Raw genomic sequence first — 16,172 nt, 5'->3', positions numbered from 1 at the left:
ACGACTGAGCCGTTAAAAAGTCACATTAAATCTGTATGTTTTTTATTCTTATTTTTATCTATACACATTAACTTTTTTAAATCGGGTGCATTCTACGCTAAACAATTTTGAGTTTTAGCGTTAATTTAGTAAAATTAAGAAAAATTTGTGACTTTTGAGTTTCTTATCCGTTATAGAGCCAGAAATTACATCACATTACCCGAAACTTAATAAGGATTTATCCATGAAAACTTTTAACATGACTCTGATAGCTGCATTAATAAGCTCTCCACTAGCTGCAGAAACTATTGATAAAACATGGGAGCTTGGTGTGTTTAGCGACTACATCAAGTCAGATACAAACAAAGAAAACAATATTGACTGGCAACAAATTGAAGCGGGCAAAAGCCTTGGTATTGATTTACAAAAAATCATTAATGAGCGTTGGGACATTCGTTTAGAATTAGCTAAAACACGTTACGACATTGAAAATGGCAATGATAAAGATTACGGAACACGTGCCGGTATCGATGCGATTTATAAAGTTGAAGATAGCAGCTTTTACCTTTTCACTGGTGTAAAGCGCTTTAACAATGTTAAAAGCTATAATGCGGCTAATGTAGGTGCTGGTTATAACCTTCAAATTAATGATCGTTTCTCTCTATACAGCGAAGCCGCTGTTTATCGCGATCTTGATTACGGTCAAACAGATCAAGGTATTAAACTAGGTGTAAAATATACTTTTGGCGATGTTAAAAAATCACCTGTTGTTAACAAAGCTGTTGTTAACAAACCTGTTATGGAAACGATGAAGTCAACAACGCCAGTCGTTAAAAAAGTGATGATGGTTGATACTGACAACGATGGTGTTAGTGATAACAATGACCGTTGTGCTAATACACCGGCAAATGTAAAGGTTGATTCACAAGGCTGTAGCTTATATTCAGAAAAATCAGTCGAAATTAAGTTAAATGTTATCTTTGAAAATAACAGTTCATTGGTTAAGCCAGCAATGGTTGATGATGTTCAGCGTTTAGCTGATTTCATGAAAGAATACCAAAACACAAGTGTTGTTATTGAAGGACACAGTTCGGCTTCTGGTAGTGAAGAATATAACCTAATGCTTTCGCAAAAACGTGCTGATACCATTAAAGGCTTATTAATTAATAAGTTTTCTATCGATGCTAGCCGTTTATCTGCAAAAGGCTTTGGTGAAACACAGTTGATTGCTAAAGGAACTTCGCCTGCAGACAATAGTGTAAACCGCAGAGTTGTAGCGAAAATAGAAACTGTCGTTAAAAAAGTGATTACCAAATAAGGCTAAATTGCCTAACTAAAAGGGAAGCCATTTGGGCTTCCCTTTTTTATTACTTTCAATGAAAGTCTCTTGATAAATCAGTTTACTCGATGTGTATAGAGCGCAGTATTAAAAGCCTATATAACTTTGGGCTAATTAATTACAATGACTCAGATAAAGTGATTATCTGAAGGACATAAGACCTCGTCAATATTATGCATTCGCATTATTGGCCGTAAAATTTACAGACCTTAATAAACAAATAAAGCCCAAATATTCCAACTCCCCATCAAAGTAACTTTTAGGCTATCTTTGCTAGCGGTTGCCACAAAGTTCGCTAAGTTGAAGTCTTTATTTATTTCGACTCTGCCCCGCTTAGCTATCAAATCGGTCATTCTCGCGATTTATCGGCACGGCTTAAAAGTGCTATTTTAAGTGGTCTAAATTTATCTACCAACTCAACTTATATCGCAAAAGATAGCTGCTCATTAATACTCACATTTTAATCTCTCCAGATGAGCGTGATTCTTCTAAAGCGATGTTTGAACAATAATCAGTTTAAAACGAAATGTGTTCTCGTATAACCTCGAAATTACGAGTAGGAATGATCCAAAGCTTATCAATAAACAAACACATGAACACAGCTCATAAATTAATGAAATAAAATCAATTTTATTCATACAACGAACCAAGTATAAAACACACTCTGCTTTTAACTTTAAACCATATTACAGTTGTTTCTCAATTAAGCCTTTAGGTATATACCCAAAAGACGATGAAGACATTGACTGGGAAAACCAAAAAATAAAATTAAAAGCCTCAAAGATCACGAAATAAATTTAGGTTTTATCTCAGGAAATAGGATTACGTTCACAATGAATAAAGACTTTACATTTACTATTAAGAGCACTTGTCTTGATGAAAATTATCAGCCCTCAGACAATACGCGTATCACGACCAACTTTGCTAATTTAGCGAGAGGAAACAGCCGTCAAGCGAACTTACGCAACGCTTTAAATATGATTGACAATAGTTTCAATGCGTTGGCACATTGGGATAATCACCAAGCAGCACGTTATTCTGTCGAACTTGAAATCATTTCCGTTGATATAGATATTGAAGGCAGTGGCCAAACCTTCCCATCAATTGAAATATTGAAAACGAATATTGTTGATCATAAAAATAACAAACGCATTGAAGGCATTGTAGGAAATAATTTTTCCTCTTATGTGCGAGATTATGATTTCAGCGTATTGTTGTTAGATCATAATAAGGGTCAATCAAAATTTAGCATTCCAGATAATTTTGGCGACCTGCATGGGAAGCTCTTTAAATACTTTGTAAATTCGAGTGTTTACCAGCAACACTTTAAGAAGCCACCGGTAATATGTCTCAGTGTTTCTAATAACAAGACCTATCATCAGACTGAAAACCACCATCCCGTATTAGGTGTTGAATACCAGCCAAATGAATCTTCTTTGACTGAGCAATATTTCAAAAAAATGGGCTTACAGGTTCGCTATTTTATGCCACCAAATAGTGTTGCGCCTTTGGCTTTTCACTTCTTTGGTGATTTGCTTAATGATTATACTAATCTTGAGCTTTTAAGCACCATCAGCACGATGGAAACTTTTCAAAAAATCTATCGACCTGAGATTTATAATGCGAATGCTGTTGCAGGTAAATGCTATCAACCAAATTTAATGAATTTAGATCATTCATTAACCCAAATTGTTTATGATCGAGAAGAACGAAGCAAGATGGCTAATCACCAGGGAAAATTTGCTGAAGAGCACTTCATCAAACCCTACCAAACGGTTCTTGAGCAATGGTCTGCTAGTTACGCTCAATAGCTATATTTAATACTTATCTTTTATAAATATCCTAAAATTATGGCATCAACTATCATGAAAAAATTATTACCTACTTCAACGGCAGGCAGTTTACCTAAACCCTCTTGGCTTGCACAACCTGAGACTCTTTGGTCTCCTTGGAAATTACAAGGTGACGAATTAATTGAGGGAAAACAAGATGCTCTACGTTTATCATTACAAGATCAACAACAAGCAGGTATTGATATTGTCAGTGATGGCGAACAAACACGCCAACATTTTGTTACTACATTTCTTGAGCACCTCAACGGAGTTGACTTTCAAAAACGCAAGACCATAAAAATTCGTAATCGCTATGATGCGAGTGTACCTACGGTTGTTGGTGCTGTTTCACGCCAAAAATCAGTTTTTGTTGAGGATGCCAAATTTTTACGTCAACAAACAAAACACCCGATTAAATGGGCGCTGCCAGGCCCTATGACGATGATAGATACACTTTATGATGACCATTATAAAAGTCGAGAAAAGCTAGCTTGGGAATTTGCCAAAATCCTTAATCAAGAAGCCAAAGAGTTAGAAGCAGCAGGTGTTGATATTATTCAATTCGATGAGCCTGCATTTAATGTGTTTTTTGATGAGGTTAATGATTGGGGTGTGGCTTGTTTAGAGAGAGCAATTGAAGGGCTTAAGTGTGAAACAGCTGTACATATTTGCTATGGCTATGGCATTAAAGCCAATACAGATTGGAAAAAAACTTTGGGGTCTCAGTGGCGACAATATGAAGAAGCCTTTCCCAAACTGCAAAAATCTACTATCGATATTATTTCGTTAGAATGTCATAACTCTCATGTACCAATCGAGCTACTTGAACTTATTCGAGGTAAAAAAGTGATGGTAGGAGCCATTGATGTCGCAACCGATATCATTGAAACACCAGAGGAAGTCGCCAAGACCCTACGAGAAGCCCTCAAGTATGTCGATGCCGACAAGCTCTACCCATGTACAAACTGTGGCATGGCCCCTTTATCTCGTAAGGTAGCAAAAGGGAAATTAAATGCGTTAAGTGCAGGTGCAGAAATAGTTAGAAGAGAACTTTCTAATAGTAACTAACTGATATAATAGTGTTTAGTAAAGTAGGCTATGGCTTTCTCACAATCGAGCAAAATTGGCTATGCTTGAGCTATTATTTACTTAAAGACCTAACAACGTATGCTGCAGTTGCCCGTTTAATTGATAGTAGGGTCTTTAGCGTTATTAAAAATAAAAGTAGTCGTTAATGAATATCATTGAATTTATAACAAATAATATCTCACCGTTTTTTGCATTGGTTGCCACAGGTGTATTCGCAGGTATTTTAGCGGGCTTGTTAGGTGTAGGTGGTGGTATCGTAATCGTACCTGTATTATTTTTCTTGTTTCAGAGCTTTGGCGTATCACCAGAGTCTGCGATGCTAGTTGCTACAGCAACCTCACTAGCCACCATAGTACCCACATCTGTTAGTTCTATTCGTTCTCACAATAAAAAAGGTAATGTCGATTTTGACCTGCTCAAACGCTGGGCTGTCTTTATTCTTATCGGGGTATTGGTTGGTAGCTGGTTAGTGACTCTTGTTGAAGGTACTATGCTTACTATGTTGTTTGGGGTGATAGCGGTTTTATCAGCACTAAATATGTTGTTCCGCACGGGGAAATCAGCTGTATACCAGAAACTACCTAATAAAACAGGACAAACGGTTATGGGGGCATCCATTGGCTTTTTCAGTTCTATGGTCGGGATTGGCGGCGGTACTATTTCGGTGCCACTGCTCACTTTATATAACTATCCCGCCCACAAAGCCATTGGCACAGCAGCGGCAATAGGGTTAATAATTTCATTGCCTGGTGCGCTAACAATGCTGACCTTCGGTAGTACGCCAACCGATGCTCCAGCGGGTACATTTGGTTTGGTCAATCTATTTGCCTTCACTTGTATTGTGCCGCTAACCGTATTATTCGCACCGTTAGGGGCATCATTAGCAGCGAAATTAGATGCGGAAAAACTGAAAAAAATCTTTGCCTTCGTATTACTATTTACGGGCTTACGTATGTTGGCGCAACTTTTCTTATAGATTTTATTGCTGTTCATTGTTGTTGAACAGTAAATGATAATTGTAAATCAACTTATTTGATTGATAAAATGAACAGCATTCATCAATCAATAAAGTTCATCATCAAAGCTAAAAACAGGAGTTAACAGGTGTTAGAAAGGATCCATTTAGAAATACTAACCGCAATAAAAGAGCATGGAACCCTAACTAAAGCTGCTGATTCGTTGCACTTATCTCAATCTGCGTTAAGTCACAGCATTAAAAAATTAGAAGGCCAAATTGCTACTCCAATATGGAAAAAAGAGGGTCGAAACCTACGTCTTACAGCTGCTGGAGAGCGTATTCAAACGCTTTCAAATAGAGTATTACCTCAGTTTTTACATACAGAATTATTACTGAGTCAGATTGCAAAAGGTGAAATGGGGGCTCTACGAATTGGCATGGAATGTCATCCTTGTTATCAATGGTTACTTAGAGTCATTCAGCCTTATTTAGAACAGTGGCCGGACATTGATATGGACGTGAAGCAGGAGTTCCAGTTTGGTGCTTTAGGTGCATTGCTTAGCTACGAAATAGATGTACTTATTACACCAGATCCACTCTTTAAACCTAAAATAGTCTACATACCCGTTTTTGACTATGAACATAGGCTGGTCGTTTCAGCGTCTCACAAACTTGCAAAGCAAGCTTTTGTTTTACCCGAGCAATTAAGCGAAGAGGTACTGTTTAGTTACCCTGTTGAGCCGCAAAGGCTCGATATCTTTAGTCAATTTCTTAATCCAGCAAAGTGTTCAGTAAAAAAACACAAAAACATTGAAACAACTGAGATCATGTTACAAATGGTCGCTGCTGGTCGAGGTATTTGTGCCTTGCCGGGCTGGCTAGTAGATGAGTACTCAAAATCAATGCCTATTAAGAGTCTTCGTTTTGGAGAAAAAGGTATTAATAAGCAAATCTTTGTAGGTATTCGCAAGACCGACCAAAATATTGACTACTTAAATGATTTCATTGCTCAAGCTAAAAAAACAAAATAATTAGTTAATCCGGTTTTAGAGGGGCTGCATAAAATTAAAAACCTGCAATAGAAAAGACGGCGAGCTTGTCGCTAATCTATGAGACTGCCTCTTGCTCACCCAGATGGTATTTTGCTCACGACAACAATGAGCTTAAATCCGATTTAACACAAATCAATAAACTAAGGCTGGCAATTCGTATAATTAAGAGCGTAAACATGTTCTTGCATAGTAAATAAAAAAAGCCCGAATATCGCTATTCAGGCTTTTAAATTTTGAGCTATAAATGGTTTTGACTATTTATGCGCAGAATAAACAGTTTACTTCAAGGCGCTTTATTGTGACGTTTAGTGTTTCTTAAACGAAGGATAACGCAACGAAGAAATTAACAGTCTAGACAAGCATAATTGCATTACACCGCCCATACAGAGCTTATCTATTTGTTTTTATTAAAATAGTTTAATGGGAAGCATTACTAATACCCCACTATATACTCCTAACTTTCAAGCACTTAAAATAACCGTTGGAATTCCAACAAAATAATAAAATTTGGGAGCGTTTTATATTGAAATTGATGCCAGCTTTCCCTTATCCAATTGACTTACATCACTTATATATCAATCACTTTTCAATAAAACAGCTTTTCCATTGCCGGAATATTCAGTTAGTCTTATCAGAAGTACTCGTTAAACTCTATAGGTTAACGAGTGCGCCTAATTAGTGATTTTCAATGTGAACTATTTTGCTTACGGAACTCACTTGGGGTTTGTCCTGTTTCTTGTTTAAAGGCTTTATAAAAAGAAGATCTCGCGTTAAATCCAACCTCAAGTGCGATGGTAAGTACTGAATTTTGATTAGCTAATATTTTCGGCTTTGCTGCTTCAATGCGCCACTTATTGATGAAATCAAAAAAGTTTGTGCATAGCGTTTCATTCAGTGTTTGTGAAATATAATTAGGAGAGATAGCTGAATGGTTAGCGAGTTTTTGCAGTGAAAGATTTGAATCTAAATATAACGCCTCTTTACTCATAATGTTATTAATTTTATCTGCAATACGATTGGATTGCTCATTATCTAGCGCTGAACGTTGATACTTCATTGGAGAACTTATTTCAACATTGTCGTCATTATTTCGAACAGCAATATCGACGCTTTCACTATAGCCAGTAAATCCCGGTTTTTGCTGCAAGCCAAAGTGAGCCAAGCTCCATACCAACAGCAGTAACAGCAAACTCTCCGTTCTTATATTAAATAAGAAATTATCAAATAGGTTTGAAGAAAACACAGTAGCCAAAGAAAACAACCAAGTACTAATAGCAATAAATAGTAGCCAGTTCATCCAGTTAAGTGATTTATCGTCATGATTAGAAAATACATTTTTCAACTGTTTTCGATAATCAACCAAACGGTAAATAATTCGAAAAGCGATATATACACATTGACCAAGCCAGAGCATCATCATAACCAATAAACCTATAGCAGTGGTGATAGCTAAAGGGGCAACCACATCAACATCGTCAATAAATATGTCTGTATACATGTCTTTTGGTAAAAGTATTATCATTACAGCAAAGATAAGAGCAGGCCATAACAAAACAAAATGACGGATTTGTTTTCTGTTTAGTTTCCAAGGTTTTTCAGCGGTGATCCCTTCAATATAAAACCATAAACAGGGACACAACAAAAAAAGAGTGGGAAAAACTATCGCGCTGTACAATTGACTCAAGTCAGGAAATTGAGCGTTAACAACTGGCACGAGTGCTATCGTGCTATTGGCAAGTAAGAATATTGCTAAAGGTAAAAAAATTGCAGACTTCATTGCTCGGCTCAAAAGAATAGGAACGCTTAACAATACCTGTCCTAGTATAACCATGCTGATAATCATAACGAAAGGGTCTGTCAAATTTCATACCTTTTTACACACTTGAATATTTAAGCCTTTAATTCTACCTCATTATCTACAAATACACCTAAAAAAGTGTCCGCGCTTCTAGTCTCGGACGACATAAGCTCTTATAAAACCTATTATTTAATCAATCACGGACAAGTTGCAATTACGCCCCTTAGTTATCTTGTCATTGAGCAAGTGTTAATAAAAATGTTGGTATCGTCCTTCACTAAGAATATTAACCATCACTTTTAACCAGATAAATGGGCTACAACAAATAAGAAATGGAGTTACAAATGAGTTCTATGAATAGTACAAAAACAGTTTTTGAAGATTTTCAAATTAACGTCAAACTAAAAATTTCGGCGCTTTGGATAGCGGTTATGTTTTGTTATGTCTATGGAGACTATATACAGATTTATGTACCTGGAATATTAGCAAAAGCGATGGAAGTTAAGGCGACAACTGAAACGCAATTTCAGTTTTTTGCCGTGGCTTTATTGATGGTATTACCCAGTGTGATGATATTTTTTACCTTAGTGGTTAAGCCTAAAATCAATCGTTGGCTGAATATAATACTTAGCACGCTTTATATCATTATGCTTATTGCAACTAATTTGACAGAAACTTGGGGGTTTTACCTATTTTTAACAACAATAGAGGTTTTAATTTCAGTGGTGATTGTTTGGTATGCATGGAACTGGCCGAGGGTTAAGAATAAAGAAATCAGCAAGTAGACAATGAGTAAACACTCAATTAAAGGGTTAAGTAAGGCACACAAAAATGAATACGGCTGACTAGGTGAGTGATAGTTCAGTTTATGTTACACCTTAAAAATATATAAGAATTGGAATTTGCAAATGAAAAAATTAATTTTACTACTCGTATGTATGATGAGTCCTCCACTGTACGCCAGTATAGAGCAAGGCATAACCGCCTTTGAAAATAGAAATTTACCATTAGCTAAAAGCATATTGTTACAGCAAAACGATAAACGTTATCAAAAGCCTCTTTATCTGACTCTGATAGCCGTAAAAGATGGAGAATTAGATGAAGCCGAAGAATATATTAAGCAGGCAATTGAGCTCGACGCTAAAAATGCGGAGGTGCAATTTACCTATGCAAAGATTATGGCGGAACAAGCTGAAGCGAGCAGTATTTTTAGTTTGACGGGTTATATTAAAAAAGTAAAAAAAGAATTTATAGTCGCTGTTGAATTAGCACCAAAAAATATTGAATATCGTGTCTATACGTATAAATGGGGGTTGATACGCCTGAATTACGGAGTAAATACGACAATGAGAAGCAACTAGAAAGGTTAGCAAAACAATTCACTGTAGAGCGTTTGAGAGCTGATAAGAGCATTGTATTGAAGAATATAAAACTTGGTAAATACTTTAGATTGATAGCTGATGTTTATGTTGATGGTGTTAACTTGGGTGAGCAATTAATTAACCAAGGCCATGCTGTAAGGTATGTAGGAAAAACGAAGCAAACTTGGTGTTAGGCCTTGTAATTTTAGTATTTCATAAGGAGATGGCATGGAACCTTATTATTACTAATGCCACTTTTCTGACCTAATGTAGAAACAAAAACGCAGCCTTTAAGGACTGCTTAGTGCCATAAAAGGATGGATTGTGATTGAAATAAAAACCCTCTTTTGGAGGCTGATTGTTATTGTCTTGCTTGTTAGGTGTAATCACTGGCAATATCACGAATCTTTACTTCACCACTTTTAAACTTAAGTAGCTCTTCTTTTAATGTATTCGCTTCTTCAACATCTAAATATGATTTGCTATTAGCAGAACATATTAAACCCATCCCGTTACTACAATAACTGACCACCAAATAATGGTTAGATTTATTACCACTAAAGAATGAATACTTGAATGTGATTGATGAGCTTGTATAGCTATCAAATTGTCCTATGTCCTTGCTGAACATATCACCTTTGCTTTTAGCTTTAGTTTCCCATTCAATGAACTTATCGATATAAGAGATAACAGTATCCACTTCCGTTATATTAACCCATATAGGACTTTTATTAAGATAACTAACACCTTGAAGATAAGTAGAACCAAAACCATTTGCTGAATAGTTTAAGCTCTTTACGTGCCTATTGTCGTAATCATATTCATTTACTTCTGCGAAGGTTGGACGATTTACATAATCACTTGAGAGGCTGTTAAATACTTTAATATCAACGTTAGTAGTAACTCGTGTTGTTTTTATATTGGTAGCTGTTGAGATACAGCCAGTGATAAATAATAAAGTGATTATAATTAGTAAGTGCTTCATTTTATTCCCTATTGTTGCTCTACTATGTACGACAGTGCTTTAGTTTAAATGCCTAATTTTGAAGAAACAATGCTATTCTGGGGGTACAGGCTTCCACCAAGTTAGTTAAGAAAAGTAGCCAATTGCTAGAACTCCTATTAACACCAAAACTTTTAACATAGTAACTCACTTTCCTTGTGCTGATTAATGTCCGCTGCTCGACTTAAGAATACATTAAGTTATTCAATTCGTTATGTCAATTAAGCGCACAAAGGGGATGCAAGTAAATGCCACTAAACATTTATATAATATTTATCTCTAATCTGACAAATTATCATAATAATACAGCAGCAACTATAGCACTCATAAGAAACGGGTTGGAATAACCATCTGATTTTTAAGATAAATAATGATTAAACTGTAACCTTAACTGTAATTTATCTGTGGAAATTTCATAAAAAATGAGAGCTATTCTACAAAACTGGATATTTCAGAACTCCGTTTATTGTGTACGCCTCGACACGATGCAATCGCAAAGGCTATCTGACACCGCCACTATACCCCCTAGGGCTTCCTATGAGTGCATTACAAAGACTTTAGTCTTGTTGCTAAGGGATTCAATATATGGGGTCTTAAAATACTTTAGATAGATTAATATTAGGCTGTGTTGGTTGGGTATTGTCATGCCGTGGTATAACAAAAGGGTTTACTTATGTCTCTACAGATGTCTCTACAGAAAATAAATAAACCCTTTAAAATCAATGGTAAATAGCGTGGGTCGCTGTTACATCATACCGCCCATTCCACCCATACCGCCCATATCAGGCATGCCACCAGCGCCAGCATCTTTTACTGGTGCATCAGTGATCATAGCTTCGGTTGTTAACATTAAGCCAGCGACAGAAGCAGCAAACTGTAATGCACTACGCGTTACTTTAGTTGGGTCAAGAATACCCATTTCTAACATATCACCGTAAGTAGAGTTACCAGCATTGTAACCAAAGTTACCTTTACCGTTACGCACTTCGTTTAATACGACTGAAGCTTCATCACCACAGTTAGCAACGATTTGACGTAGAGGTGCTTCCATTGCGCGAATTGCAACGTTAATACCATGTGTTTGGTCTTCGTTGGCACCTTCAAGGTCTTTGATAAGGTCAGCAGCACGAACTAATGCAACACCACCACCAGCAACAACACCTTCTTCTACCGCGGCACGAGTTGCATGCAATGCATCTTCAACACGGGCTTTTTTCTCTTTCATTTCGATTTCTGTTGCTGCGCCAATTTTAATAACCGCAACACCGCCAGCTAATTTAGCTAAACGTTCTTGTAACTTTTCTTTATCGTAATCAGAAGATGAGTCTTCGATTTGACCACGAATTTGCATTACGCGACCTTGTATATCAGCTTCGTTACCAATACCATCAATAATCGTTGTATTGTCTTTAGTGATAACAACACGTTTAGCTTGACCTAAATCTTCTAATGTTGCTTTTTCAAGCTCCATACCGATTTCTTCAGATATTACCGTACCACCCGTTAATGTCGCGATATCTTGTAACATTGCTTTACGACGGTCACCAAAACCAGGTGCTTTAACCGCTGCAACTTTAACGATGCCGCGCATGTTGTTTACCACTAATGTTGCTAAAGCTTCACCTTCAACATCTTCAGCAATAATTAATAATGGCTTACCTGATTTTGCAACACCCTCTAAAGTAGAAAGTAATTCGCGAATGCTGCCTACTTTTTTGTCTACTAATAGAATGAATGGGCTTTCTAATTCAACAGTGCCACTTTCTTGGTTGTTGATAAAGTAAGGAGATAAATAGCCACGGTCGAATTGCATACCTTCAACAACGTCTAATTCGTCAGTTAACGCTTGACCTTCTTCAACAGTAATTACGCCTTCAGTGCCCACTTTTTCCATCGCTGTTGCGATGATTTTACCGACAGTTTCGTCAGAGTTAGCAGAGATAGTGCCTACCTGCTCAATCGCTTTGTTATCGCTACATTCTTGTGACAAACTTTTTAACGCTTCAACGGCGGCAATAACTGCTTGGTCGATACCACGTTTTAAGTCCATTGGGTTCATGCCGGCAGCAATTGATTTCAAACCTTCATTTACAATAGCTTGCGCTAAAACAGTTGCAGTAGTTGTTCCGTCACCGGCTTCATCATTGGCTTTAGAAGCAACTTCTTTAACCATCTGTGCGCCCATGTTTTCAAATTTGTCTTCTAATTCAATTTCTTTTGCAACAGTAACACCATCTTTAGTGATGATTGGACCACCAAAAGATTTGTCTAATACAACATTACGACCTTTAGGGCCTAATGTTACTTTTACCGCGTCAGCTAAAACATTTACACCACGTAGCATTTTTGCTCGTGCGTCATTTCCAAATAATACGTCTTTTGCAGCCATGTTGTTTCTTCCTATATTTTGTTAGTTTGTCGAACATCGTTCGACTACAATAATTAATACACTGTAAGTTGAGGCTTAGCCTAACGAATTCCTACAGTTTATATAAAGTCAGTAGCGTTACTATGACTCAACAATCGCTAAAATGTCTGATTCAGAAAGGATCAAAACTTCTTCGCCATCAATTTTTTCAGTTTTAACGCCGTAACCTTCACTAAAAATAACTTGGTCACCTACTTTTACGTCTAAAGCACGTACTTCGCCATTTTCTAAAATGCGACCGTTACCGACAGCGATAACTTCACCGCGCGTTGATTTTTCTGCAGCACTTCCTGTTAAAACAATACCACCAGCTGATTTTGATTCTACTTCTTTACGTTTAATTATTACGCGGTCATGTAATGGACGAATGCTCATTAATTTTCTCCTGAGAGTTTATTCACTCTCAATAAATTTAAATAAAAGGTTATAAAACTTTGTTGCAATTAAAGATGGGGCTAATTTAAAACTTCACAAGCCCCGTTAAAAAATTTTTTATTCTTTGCGCTCATACTCACCTTCAAGCGTTTCACCTTGGTGGTGTTCAATCGGCTTCTTAGTGCCTAAACCCTGCTCAAATGGATCAGACGTAACTGGCTGTTCTTGCTGAGTATGCACCGAACTTTGATAAGTAAAACCAGCCGCGCTTTGATTCATGACTAAATGTGACTGCACTGACTTTATCAACAGACTTCTCACACTAGGGATCAGGAGAGATAGCCCAAAAATGTCAGTAACAAAGCCAGGCGTTACTAAAAGTATGCCCGCAACCAGTAAAAGTAGTCCTGCAACTATTTCATCTGAAGGCATTTCTCCTTGCGCCATTTTAGTTTGTACTGAGTTTAAGGTGGCAATCCCCTGCTGTTTAACATTTCTGGCACCCAGCCATGCAGTAATAATAACAATAGCAATTGTTGGCCATGCGCCAAGCCAAGTACCAACATTGATCAGTACCATAATTTCGATAATAGGAACGACAATAAAAAGGATAAATAGAAATCGAAACATTTAAAGTCTCTTCATTAAAAAATTTTATATAAGATGAAACATATATGGGGTTGTGCAGGTCTTTTTCAAGCATCAGGTAAATACAAGCTAGTTCATATGGTAATAAGCTATTAATTGTCATTTAAATAGCTTAAGTTTTTGTTAAGGAAAATACGTTAATGTTTCAATTAATAATGTGCACTTGTCCTGATATTAGCAATGCGAAATTGATTGCAAAACACTTAATACAAGAGAAACTAGCCGCTTGTGTCAATATTATTCCTAACGTTATCTCTGTTTATCGCTGGCAAGATAATATTGAATGTGATGAAGAAATACAGTTAATGATAAAAACACAAACCAATAAGTTTAACGATGTAGCTAGTGAAATTAAACGCTTACATCGTTATGATACCCCTGAAATTATCGCCATGAACATCCAGCAAGGCGACGATAGTTATTTAAACTGGATCACTGAGTCTTTAAAATAGTTGTTATGAAAAAAATTGTCTTACTTTTTTGGTTAGTTTTAACCAGTATTTTTTTACAAGTACCCAATGCTCAAGCTCAAGATTCAATTTTTGATACTTCGTCCGCTTCGTTATTCAGTAACGATGATGAGTTTCTTAGTGTCGAAGAAGCCTTTGAATTTAATTTTCACCAGAAGGATGATCAATTATCTGTTTCCTTTACCATAGCTGAGGGCTATTACTTATATCGTCACCAGTTTAAGTTCAGTGTTGAAAACGCAGAAATAATCCCTGTCGAACTGCCTAAAGGTGAAGACCATGAAGATGAATTTTTTGGTGTTCAGCAAATATTTACCGAACAGCTTAACTTCACTATTAAGCTTGTTAACGCTAATAGTAATGCCAGCATTAAAATACGCTATCAAGGGTGCGCAGCAAAAGGTTTATGCTACCCACCTAAAAGTAAAGTTGTAGCACTATCAAAAGTTAATAATGAAGAAGCCATTAACACCAACAATGTTTTGGCGGCGATATCACCTGATAATGAAACGGGCAATACATCTATTGCCGCTGAAAATGCCAGCGAACAACATCAATTAGCCGATATGCTCAAAGGTGATAATATTTGGCTAACACTACTCGCTTTTTTTGTTGGAGGCTTACTGCTTTCATTTACGCCTTGTGTATTTCCTATGTACCCTATTTTGACCGGTATTATCGTTGGGCAAGGCGATAAATTATCAACGTCAAAAGCCTTTCGTTTATCGTTTGCTTATGTACAAGGCATGGCAATAACTTATACCTTACTGGGCATTGTTGTTGCACTGGCCGGCGCTCAGTTCCAAGCAATGTTTCAACATCCTGCCGTTTTAATTGTGTTAAGTGTTTTATTCATCTTTTTAGCGTTTTCTATGTTTGGAGTTTTTAATCTTGCCTTGCCAAGTAGCTGGCAAAATAAATTGAATAACATCAGTAATAGCCAAAAAGGAGGCTCATACTTCGGTGTTGTTGTTATGGGTGCTATTTCTGGTTTAGTGGCGTCTCCATGTACTACCGCTCCTTTAACAGGTGCTCTGCTATACATTTCACAATCGGGTGATATTTGGTTAGGCGCATCAGCGCTCTACGCATTAAGTTTAGGTATGGGTGTGCCATTACTTGTTTTGGGTAGTTCTGGTGGTAAATTATTACCAAAAGCAGGTACATGGATGACGGTAATTAAAAATGTATTTGGCTTATTACTACTCGCTGTTCCGATATTTTTAATGGAAAGGTTTTTACCTTCATTGGTAACACAAGCCATGTGGGCAATATTGGTCTTATCAAGCGCAGGTTATTTTTATACCGTCAATCAACAGACCCAGAATAACTTTTGGTTTGGTGTGAGAAGTGTGGTGATATTTGTAATGATATTTTTTGGCGCCAACCAAGCTTTTCAACTGATAAGTCCTAGCCAAAATGTTGCTACAAGTAATCAGGAAGCTCCACAACAACACTTTACTAAAGTAGCAACATTACCAGAGTTGTTAGCAGCAGTAGACAATGCGAATGCACAAGGGAAGACTGTAATGGTCGATTTGTATGCCGACTGGTGTATCGCCTGTAAAGAGTTTGAAGAATACACCTTTAATGCCCCGCAAGTACAAAAAGTGCTGAGTAACACGGTATGGTTACAAATTGATATGACTGACTTCGATTCGACTGACAATGCTGAGTTTGCGGAAAAGTATCAAGTACTTGGCTTACCGAGTATTCTCTTCTTTGACCAACAAGGTAAAGAATTAACTCAGCAGCGCGTAACGGGGTTTATGGGCGCAGAAGAATTTACTGAACATCTACAAAAAATCCTTTAACCTTTAACAAGCAAACTTTAACTCGC

Annotated in this window: 15 protein-coding genes; 10 read left to right on the top strand and 5 right to left on the bottom strand. The window is 36.9% G+C overall.

Annotated features, from left to right (window positions below; translation table 11 throughout):
* Positions 1-223: 223 nt before the first annotated feature.
* From H4J70_RS02400 to H4J70_RS02380, 5 genes are all read left to right on the top strand, one after another.
* The gene (locus H4J70_RS02400) at positions 224-1,297 is read left to right on the top strand and encodes an OmpA family protein (RefSeq protein ID WP_182214644.1); all 1,074 of its coding nucleotides are present in this window, start codon (positions 224-226) and stop codon (positions 1,295-1,297) included.
* 854 nt (positions 1,298-2,151) lie between these two features.
* Positions 2,152-3,129 carry a DUF1852 domain-containing protein gene (locus H4J70_RS02395; RefSeq protein WP_182214645.1) on the top strand — a complete coding sequence of 326 codons (978 nt, stop codon included), beginning with the start codon at positions 2,152-2,154 and terminating at the stop codon, positions 3,127-3,129.
* A gap of 54 nt (positions 3,130-3,183) precedes the next feature.
* A complete protein-coding gene (locus H4J70_RS02390) occupies positions 3,184-4,218 on the top strand; it encodes a methionine synthase (protein ID WP_182214646.1) in 1,035 nt (344 codons plus the stop codon).
* Positions 4,219-4,384: 166 nt separating this feature from the next.
* The gene (locus tag H4J70_RS02385) at positions 4,385-5,215 is read left to right on the top strand and encodes a sulfite exporter TauE/SafE family protein (RefSeq protein ID WP_182214647.1); all 831 of its coding nucleotides are present in this window, start codon (positions 4,385-4,387) and stop codon (positions 5,213-5,215) included.
* A 128-nt stretch (positions 5,216-5,343) separates the two neighbouring features.
* Positions 5,344-6,228, top strand: coding sequence for a LysR family transcriptional regulator (locus H4J70_RS02380; protein ID WP_182214648.1), 885 nt, complete (start codon positions 5,344-5,346; stop codon positions 6,226-6,228).
* Between the two features lie 706 nt (positions 6,229-6,934).
* Here H4J70_RS02380 and H4J70_RS02375 read toward each other — a convergent pair.
* The gene (locus H4J70_RS02375; protein ID WP_182250572.1) at positions 6,935-8,110 is read right to left on the bottom strand and encodes an AraC family transcriptional regulator; all 1,176 of its coding nucleotides are present in this window, start codon (positions 8,108-8,110) and stop codon (positions 6,935-6,937) included.
* A 290-nt stretch (positions 8,111-8,400) separates the two neighbouring features.
* Here H4J70_RS02375 and H4J70_RS02370 point away from each other — a divergent pair, with 290 nt between their 5' ends.
* From H4J70_RS02370 to H4J70_RS02360, 3 genes are all read left to right on the top strand, one after another.
* On the top strand, positions 8,401-8,832 hold the full coding sequence (locus tag H4J70_RS02370; RefSeq protein ID WP_259367982.1) for a DUF6326 family protein: 432 nt from the start codon (positions 8,401-8,403) through the stop codon (positions 8,830-8,832).
* 123 nt (positions 8,833-8,955) lie between these two features.
* Complete coding sequence (locus tag H4J70_RS02365; protein ID WP_182250570.1) at positions 8,956-9,408, top strand: M48 family metallopeptidase; 453 nt, start codon at positions 8,956-8,958, stop codon at positions 9,406-9,408.
* Positions 9,354-9,602, top strand: coding sequence for a thermonuclease family protein (locus tag H4J70_RS02360; RefSeq protein WP_182250569.1), 249 nt, complete (start codon positions 9,354-9,356; stop codon positions 9,600-9,602). Before H4J70_RS02365 ends, H4J70_RS02360 begins: the two co-directional genes overlap by 55 nt.
* 182 nt (positions 9,603-9,784) lie before the next feature.
* Here H4J70_RS02360 and H4J70_RS02355 read toward each other — a convergent pair whose 3' ends face one another.
* The 4 genes from H4J70_RS02355 to H4J70_RS02340 form a co-directional block, all read right to left on the bottom strand.
* Positions 9,785-10,393: a hypothetical protein gene (locus tag H4J70_RS02355; protein WP_182250568.1), complete on the bottom strand. Its 609-nt coding sequence runs from the start codon at positions 10,391-10,393 to the stop codon at positions 9,785-9,787.
* A 763-nt stretch (positions 10,394-11,156) separates the two neighbouring features.
* Positions 11,157-12,800 (bottom strand): chaperonin GroEL, encoded by a 1,644-nt coding sequence (groL, locus tag H4J70_RS02350; RefSeq protein WP_182244177.1) that lies wholly within the window; start codon positions 12,798-12,800, stop codon positions 11,157-11,159.
* A 120-nt stretch (positions 12,801-12,920) separates the two neighbouring features.
* On the bottom strand, positions 12,921-13,214 hold the full coding sequence (locus tag H4J70_RS02345) for a co-chaperone GroES (protein ID WP_070374905.1): 294 nt from the start codon (positions 13,212-13,214) through the stop codon (positions 12,921-12,923).
* Positions 13,215-13,331: 117 nt separating this feature from the next.
* A complete protein-coding gene (locus H4J70_RS02340; RefSeq protein WP_182214649.1) occupies positions 13,332-13,844 on the bottom strand; it encodes an FxsA family protein in 513 nt (170 codons plus the stop codon).
* A 158-nt stretch (positions 13,845-14,002) separates the two neighbouring features.
* Here H4J70_RS02340 and cutA point away from each other — a divergent pair, with 158 nt between their 5' ends.
* Together cutA and H4J70_RS02330 are read left to right on the top strand one after the other, a co-directional pair.
* On the top strand, positions 14,003-14,314 hold the full coding sequence (gene cutA / locus H4J70_RS02335) for a divalent-cation tolerance protein CutA (RefSeq protein ID WP_182214650.1): 312 nt from the start codon (positions 14,003-14,005) through the stop codon (positions 14,312-14,314).
* A gap of 5 nt (positions 14,315-14,319) precedes the next feature.
* Positions 14,320-16,146, top strand: coding sequence for a protein-disulfide reductase DsbD (locus tag H4J70_RS02330; RefSeq protein WP_182250567.1), 1,827 nt, complete (start codon positions 14,320-14,322; stop codon positions 16,144-16,146).
* Positions 16,147-16,172: the final 26 nt, after the last annotated feature.

The sequence above is a fragment of the Colwellia sp. BRX8-9 genome (assembly GCF_014077245.1).
GTDB lineage: Bacteria > Pseudomonadota > Gammaproteobacteria > Enterobacterales > Alteromonadaceae > Colwellia_A.
This window is presented reverse-complemented; position numbering and strand designations above follow the sequence as displayed.

Excerpts from the sequence above, each read along its gene's own strand:
- H4J70_RS02400 (WP_182214644.1), top strand. The coding sequence starts at position 224 with ATGAAAACTTTTAACATGACTCTGATAGCTGCATTAATAAGCTCTCCA.
- H4J70_RS02395 (WP_182214645.1), top strand. The coding sequence starts at position 2,152 with ATGAATAAAGACTTTACATTTACTATTAAGAGCACTTGTCTTGATGAA.
- H4J70_RS02390 (WP_182214646.1), top strand. The coding sequence starts at position 3,184 with ATGAAAAAATTATTACCTACTTCAACGGCAGGCAGTTTACCTAAACCC.
- H4J70_RS02385 (WP_182214647.1), top strand. The coding sequence starts at position 4,385 with ATGAATATCATTGAATTTATAACAAATAATATCTCACCGTTTTTTGCA.
- H4J70_RS02370 (WP_259367982.1), top strand. The coding sequence starts at position 8,401 with ATGAATAGTACAAAAACAGTTTTTGAAGATTTTCAAATTAACGTCAAA.
- H4J70_RS02365 (WP_182250570.1), top strand. The coding sequence starts at position 8,956 with ATGAAAAAATTAATTTTACTACTCGTATGTATGATGAGTCCTCCACTG.
- H4J70_RS02360 (WP_182250569.1), top strand. The coding sequence starts at position 9,354 with ATGGGGGTTGATACGCCTGAATTACGGAGTAAATACGACAATGAGAAG.
- H4J70_RS02355 (WP_182250568.1), bottom strand. The coding sequence starts at position 10,393 with ATGAAGCACTTACTAATTATAATCACTTTATTATTTATCACTGGCTGT.
- groL (WP_182244177.1), bottom strand. The coding sequence starts at position 12,800 with ATGGCTGCAAAAGACGTATTATTTGGAAATGACGCACGAGCAAAAATG.
- H4J70_RS02345 (WP_070374905.1), bottom strand. The coding sequence starts at position 13,214 with ATGAGCATTCGTCCATTACATGACCGCGTAATAATTAAACGTAAAGAA.
- H4J70_RS02340 (WP_182214649.1), bottom strand. The coding sequence starts at position 13,844 with ATGTTTCGATTTCTATTTATCCTTTTTATTGTCGTTCCTATTATCGAA.
- cutA (WP_182214650.1), top strand. The coding sequence starts at position 14,003 with ATGTTTCAATTAATAATGTGCACTTGTCCTGATATTAGCAATGCGAAA.
- H4J70_RS02330 (WP_182250567.1), top strand. The coding sequence starts at position 14,320 with ATGAAAAAAATTGTCTTACTTTTTTGGTTAGTTTTAACCAGTATTTTT.